Origin of the sequence: Tetzosporium hominis, assembly GCF_002265435.1 — a bacterium.
Taxonomy (GTDB): domain Bacteria; phylum Bacillota; class Bacilli; order Bacillales_A; family Planococcaceae; genus Chryseomicrobium; species Chryseomicrobium hominis.
This window is the reverse complement of the sequence record NZ_NOKQ01000024.1, coordinates 1-234: the sequence shown is the minus strand read 5'-3', so window position 1 is coordinate 234 and position 234 is coordinate 1. Positions and strand designations below refer to the sequence as shown.

Genomic DNA, 234 nt, shown 5'->3' with positions numbered 1-234 from the left:
ATTGTGGGCACTTGGGGCCAAGGTTGCGATTTCGATAGCCGTACGCACATCTTTGGGATCTACCGGTTTATCAGTAAAATGCTTGGTCGCATGACGTTTTTTATTTAATTCAAGAAATTTCATAATCGATTTCCTTTTCTAATTCTACTGCTTCCATTCTACCATAATTTGAAAGAGCTTGCAGAGATTTTTCATAGAGTTAGTACTTCTTTCAGACTCTCTACTATCCACTTG

General features: G+C 38.0%; 1 protein-coding gene. It reads right to left on the bottom strand.

The genetic code is table 11. The features are described from left to right. Positions 1–123, bottom strand: a 123-nt coding sequence (locus CF394_RS00070; RefSeq protein WP_207761651.1) for a nitroreductase family protein, incomplete at its 3' end; no start/stop codon positions are given. Positions 124–234: the final 111 nt, after the last annotated feature.